Below are 4901 nucleotides of genomic sequence, written 5' to 3'. Positions count from 1 at the left end.
CAGGTGTCTACCAAACAGGGGTCAGGTCCGTTGCACGTGCTGATCATGCCAAGCAACTCACGGATGCAGAAAAGATACGCCAACTGCAGCAAGAAAACGCCAGGCTGAAAGAAGAACGCGATATCTTGCGCAAGGCGGCCAAATATTTCATGGAAGAGACACACTGGTGATCCGCTTCCAGTTTGTCGAGGACCACCGCACCGAGTACTCGGTCAAGCGGATGTGCACCGTCCTTGGGCTCAATCGCAGCTCTTACTACAAATGGAAAGCCAGCAGCGCCCAACGGCACCGCCGGCTAATTGACGATGCCATGCTAGGGGCGAAGATCAAGGCGGTCTTTAACGAGAAAGACCAGCTCTACGGTGCCAAACGCATCGCGGCAGAGCTGACCTATAACGACGCCTACAACGACAATGGGCCGGTCAACCATAAGCGCATCGCCCGGATCATGAAGAAGCTTCGCCTGCGTGGCTACACCAAAAAACGCAAGGTCACCACCACCAGGCGTGGGCCTGGCCGCGTGGTGTTTGCCGACCTGGTCAAGCGAGATTTCACGGCTCCGGCTGCAAATAGGGTGCTAGTTGGCGATATCACCTATCTGCCGATCGCGGACGGGTCGAATATGTATCTCGCTTCAGTAATTGACTGCTATTCACGGATGCTCGTCGGCTTTGCCATCGCCGACCACATGCGCACCGAACTCGTCGAGGAAGCGCTCGAGCACGCGCACCACACCCGCGGGAGTCTTGCCGGGGCGATCTTTCATTCGGACCACGGAAGTGTCTATGCCTCATCGCAGTTTCAGGCCACCTGCCGCAGGCTCAACGTCACCCAATCCATGGGCGCAGTTGGCACCAGTGCCGACAACTCGCTGGCAGAGTCGTTTAACGCCACCCTGAAACGAGAGGTCCTCAAAGACAAGAAAGTCTTTGCCAACCAGCTCGTCTGCCGACGAGACGTCTTCGCATGGTGCGTGCGCTACAACACCAGCCGAAGACACTCCTGGTGCAAGTACCTCACCCCCACAGAGTACGAAGCCCACGCAGCGTAACAATGCGCTAAAGTAAGCCCCACAATTTCACCACCCCATGGTGTCTACTTTCCGGGGGCCGGGCCCAACCGGTGGCCTCTGGGTCTTTGCACCGGTGCCGTACGTATCGACCCACGTGCGAAGCGTGGTGCGGTAGATCCCTAAATCTTCGGCTGCGGCCTTGAGCGAGAGATGTGGATCGTTCTCGTACATCGCGACTGCGTCGCGCTTGAACTGATCCGAATAAACCTTCCTAGGCATGGAGGTAGATTACCTTTCCCCGACCCAACACGGTCGGAATCGGAGGTGTCTACCAAACAGGGGGCAGGTCCCCTACACACCCGGCCGCAACCTCAACAAAGAGCAAATCACCAGACTCGCTCACTGCCAATGGTGTCAAAAAGCACAAAGCATTGTCATCCTCGGCAAATCATCCGTCGGCAAAACATACCTGGCCCAAGCACTCCTTACCGCTGCGTGCAGAAACGACTATTCTGCCCGTTTCTTCCGCACAGACACCCTGGCCAACCAGCTGATGGTGCTACGCCATGATGACACAGCACGCATGGAGTTTCTTCAAGACTTACACCTGGCAGACGTACTCGTGCTTGATGACTTCTTAACAACGCCGATTGATGCTGCCACAGCACACCAGCTGCTCAACATTCTTGCTGAGCGCGAACACCGGAGATCAACCATTGTCACCTCCCAGTTCACACCCGATGAGTGGTACAAGTCCATCCCGGATGCTGTCATCGCCGAGTCGATCCTGAATCGGCTTGTCGTTGGCGCTGAGATCATCACACTCGAAGGACCAAACATGCGCCTCGAAGCCAATACGCAGTAGCGGCTCATAGTCAACGCCCGGGTGTTACCCGATACTCACCCGGGCGTTACTGAATACTCACCACAGCGTTACTAAATCCGTGGTCCTAACAGCTATCGCGTCCCCATTCGTGGCCATGTCTCAGTCGTTTAGCAAGCAGGCGAATACGCTCTGGTACGAGATTTTCGATGTCGTCAAAGCCAACTCGCTGGTGGACTACTCGGGGCCGACTCCTGCGGATAACGTGATGGAACGGCTACTTCAGGCACGCTCATAGTTATTGGCGTAGTGCGGGTGCAGTGTGGGCGTAGATGACGACCACTGCAATCAAGGCGATACAGACGGCGAAGGGTGCCAGCGGGTTCCACCCGTAAAGGGCGGTCGAAGCCAGCGGGGCAATCGCGTACGCCAACCCATTATTAGCGTTGATGATGCCAGCCACTGCGCCTTGCTCATCTGCACTCATCTTCAAGGTTGGGCCAGTGTTGTACCCGGGCATCGCCAGTCCCATACCTACCCCCAGCACGATACACCCGACAACCAGTAAAGCGTGCGAGGAGGTAGGCCAAATGAGCACAGTTGCAACTAGTGTAATGGCCAGACCAGTACGTAAAAGCTTCGCTGCTCCCCACCCTGTCTTTGGAGCAATCACCGCTTGGGCAATGATCATGGTCACGCCCATGATGGTCAGGTAAATCGCGGAAATACCTGCGGTCGCAGTTGCCGACAGGGCGAAGCGGTCTTGGACAGTGAATCCAAAAATCGTAGCAACAGAAGAAAACACAAGAAACATCACCAGACCAGTTGCTAGCCAGGGAGCTACACGCGGATCAGTGAAGCGAATCCGTTGAGGCTTTGCAAAAAGTTGCCCTCGGCTTTGAGGTGCGAAACTCACCAAGAGAACAACCAGACCAATCACCATCACAACGGGCATGACCACCAAGGGCAAGAGCAGGCCACCAGCAGCGGCTAACACACCTCCAGTAACACCTCCAACAATGGAGGCCATCCCTTGAGCCGCTCCAATCATGCCCAGTGCTTTTACCCGCCCGTTCTCGCTGGCAGCATGCGTGACCAGGTGGGCTTGCGCGGTCGGGGCGATCGCTGAAATCCCTCCACCATAGAGCAAACCACGAGTGATCACAACACCAAAAACTAGTCCGACACCGCCAACTACCTGGTTCATCCCCAGGTAGGAGACAATACCGAAGGCGCTCAAAGCGATGATCGCGATCACAAGCCCAGCAGCGAGTACACGTTTAGCGCCGACACGTTGGGAAGCTCGCCCCCAATAAGCACTCAAGCTCGCTAGTACAATCGCTGCCAAAGAGATAGTGGCGCCAATATGCCATTCCCGCAATCCCATCTGTCGTGACAGTGGCGCGATGATCGGATTGAGAATCATTTGCCCCATAAAGGCGAGAAAAACGATTCCCACTACCAGGTTCGCTTGCGCTCCTGGATCAATAGAGCTCTGTGTCGGCTTATTACTACGAGGGTCGGGCATCACTACACTCCATTACTAGAACACTGTTTCACTTAGGGATATTGTAGAATGGTGTTCTAGTAAGGGTCAAGGAATAAGTTAGGGTCACCTTATGAACACTGTGCTAACGGGGCGAAGGGCTGGGCTATCACGCGAGCTGATTGTCAAACAAGCTGTACAGTTAAGCGCGATCAGTGGCGTTGAGGGATGGTCAGTACGGGACATTGCCCGTGAACTGGGCGTGGTTCCCTCAGTGATTTATCATTATTTTCCAAACAAGGAAGCCATTTGTGATGCTGTTGTAGACCGGGTATGTGTCGGGATTGAAGTTCCCGACCCGGACCTTGAATGGAAAGCCTGGTTTCGAGCTATGGCTCACAATCTACGCCCCGCATTGTTAGCATATCCGGGGATTACCGACAGGTTCGCGCGGGGCAAGTTCACCGAACAGTTTTTGCCGATGATCGATGGAGCCTGGGCCAAACTACAAGAAGCTGGGTTTGGTGACAATTCGCCTGTGGCCTACACAATTATCGCGAACTCGATCATCCACACGATCGGAGCGAGAAACCTGCGCGCATCCAATCAAATCCAGCCTCGCCACAACCTGCACGAAATGCTTGTCAGGCTTGAGCCTATGATGGCTCAATCTGTTGGACTGACCAGTATTGTCAACTCTTACCTGGAGCCTCTCTCACACCCTGATGAAGAAGAAGCGATGTCCGAGGAATACTACGACCTCGTCATCGATGTGATCCTAGACGGCATCGAACACACCCTGCTGCCTTAACTCTGACCCACTTCTCAATCATCGTCTTAGTGAGCGCCCGCACAGCTGTGTACTTCAACACAGCGGATGTAGCCCAGTTGATAAGCCGGGTCAGTTCACGTTCACCCCTCGCGTTATCATGGTCACGGAGACGGTTAAGTAGTTCTTCCTGATACGGATTATTCATGGTGTGCCCTTCATCCAGGTATGGGTAAAGGGGGCCAAGGCACACACCCTGACCCCCTTCGCTGCCTGCTACGGGCTAGCGTCTACTCGGTAGCACCCGCCGTGGTCGGCTCCACCACATCCTGTTCAGCCGTCGCCAGCACCTCCGGGCGGAACACGGAACCGCCGTACACCTGGAGGCCCGTAATCGCACGGGTGAAACGGAACGGCAGCATGGACGATTCCGCCACCTCCGTGATCTGGTAGCCGAACGGGGTAGCCATCGGGTGGCCCGCAATGACCACCTCACGGCCCGCCACCGTCGGCACCGTCGGCGCGGAAATGATGCGGAACCCGAGCAGGCGACCAATCTCACCGTTCAAGAGATTGCTGTTGTTCACTGCCTTGTCCAGGCGCTCGTCGTACAGCAACGCCGATTCCATCTCCGGGCCAACCATCACGAAACGGTCAGTCTTCGGAACCGAAGTGGCGTTGAGTTTCTTACGCAGCACCACCAGCGTCTTGTACGCGTCCTTCTTCTCAATGTCGAGCGGGAGGGTGCCCACCTTGTTGGAGTTCTTCACTCCGGGCCTGGCCCCCGGAAAGTAGACACGTCGGGGGTTAG

At 55.7% G+C, this 4901-nt stretch carries 3 protein-coding genes and 4 pseudogenes; 4 read left to right on the top strand and 3 right to left on the bottom strand.

Features of this window, described 5'->3' with window-relative positions; genetic code table 11:
* A pseudogene (locus HMPREF2537_RS04160) lies at positions 1-1051 on the top strand (IS3 family transposase); the annotation flags it as partial.
* A gap of 78 nt (positions 1052-1129) precedes the next feature.
* On the opposite strand, the pseudogene HMPREF2537_RS04155 reads toward HMPREF2537_RS04160, so the two are convergent.
* Positions 1130-1291, bottom strand: a pseudogene (locus HMPREF2537_RS04155) (transposase); the annotation flags it as partial.
* On the opposite strand from HMPREF2537_RS04155, the gene HMPREF2537_RS04150 reads away from it, so the two are divergent.
* Together HMPREF2537_RS04150 and HMPREF2537_RS12420 are read left to right on the top strand one after the other, a co-directional pair.
* Positions 1290-1877, top strand: coding sequence for an ATP-binding protein (locus HMPREF2537_RS04150; RefSeq protein WP_083298964.1), 588 nt, complete (start codon positions 1290-1292; stop codon positions 1875-1877). The pseudogene HMPREF2537_RS04155 and the gene HMPREF2537_RS04150 overlap by 2 nt on opposite strands.
* A 91-nt stretch (positions 1878-1968) precedes the next feature.
* Positions 1969-2133 (top strand): annotated as a pseudogene (locus HMPREF2537_RS12420) (terminase); the annotation flags it as partial.
* Here the strand turns inward: HMPREF2537_RS12420 and HMPREF2537_RS04145 are convergent.
* Positions 2134-3363: an MFS transporter gene (locus tag HMPREF2537_RS04145; RefSeq protein ID WP_070495012.1), complete on the bottom strand. Its 1230-nt coding sequence runs from the start codon at positions 3361-3363 to the stop codon at positions 2134-2136.
* A gap of 91 nt (positions 3364-3454) precedes the next feature.
* Between HMPREF2537_RS04145 and HMPREF2537_RS12885 the strand changes: the two genes are divergently transcribed.
* Positions 3455-4132, top strand: a complete 678-nt coding sequence (locus tag HMPREF2537_RS12885) for a TetR/AcrR family transcriptional regulator (protein ID WP_070462451.1) — start codon at positions 3455-3457, stop codon at positions 4130-4132.
* Positions 4133-4380: 248 nt separating this feature from the next.
* Here HMPREF2537_RS12885 and HMPREF2537_RS04135 read toward each other — a convergent pair.
* Positions 4381-4901 (bottom strand): annotated as a pseudogene (locus tag HMPREF2537_RS04135) (hypothetical protein); the annotation flags it as partial.

It is taken from the genome of Corynebacterium sp. HMSC074E01 (assembly GCF_001808885.1).
Taxonomy (GTDB): domain Bacteria; phylum Actinomycetota; class Actinomycetes; order Mycobacteriales; family Mycobacteriaceae; genus Corynebacterium.
The sequence above is the reverse complement of the archived record's forward strand: the minus strand, read 5'-3'. Positions and strand labels throughout refer to the sequence as shown.

Coding starts and splice junctions, on each gene's coding strand:
- HMPREF2537_RS04145 (WP_070495012.1), bottom strand. CDS start 3,363: ATGCCCGACCCTCGTAGTAATAAGCCGACACAGAGCTCTATTGATCCA.
- HMPREF2537_RS04150 (WP_083298964.1), top strand. CDS start 1,290: ATGGAGGTAGATTACCTTTCCCCGACCCAACACGGTCGGAATCGGAGG.
- HMPREF2537_RS12885 (WP_070462451.1), top strand. CDS start 3,455: ATGAACACTGTGCTAACGGGGCGAAGGGCTGGGCTATCACGCGAGCTG.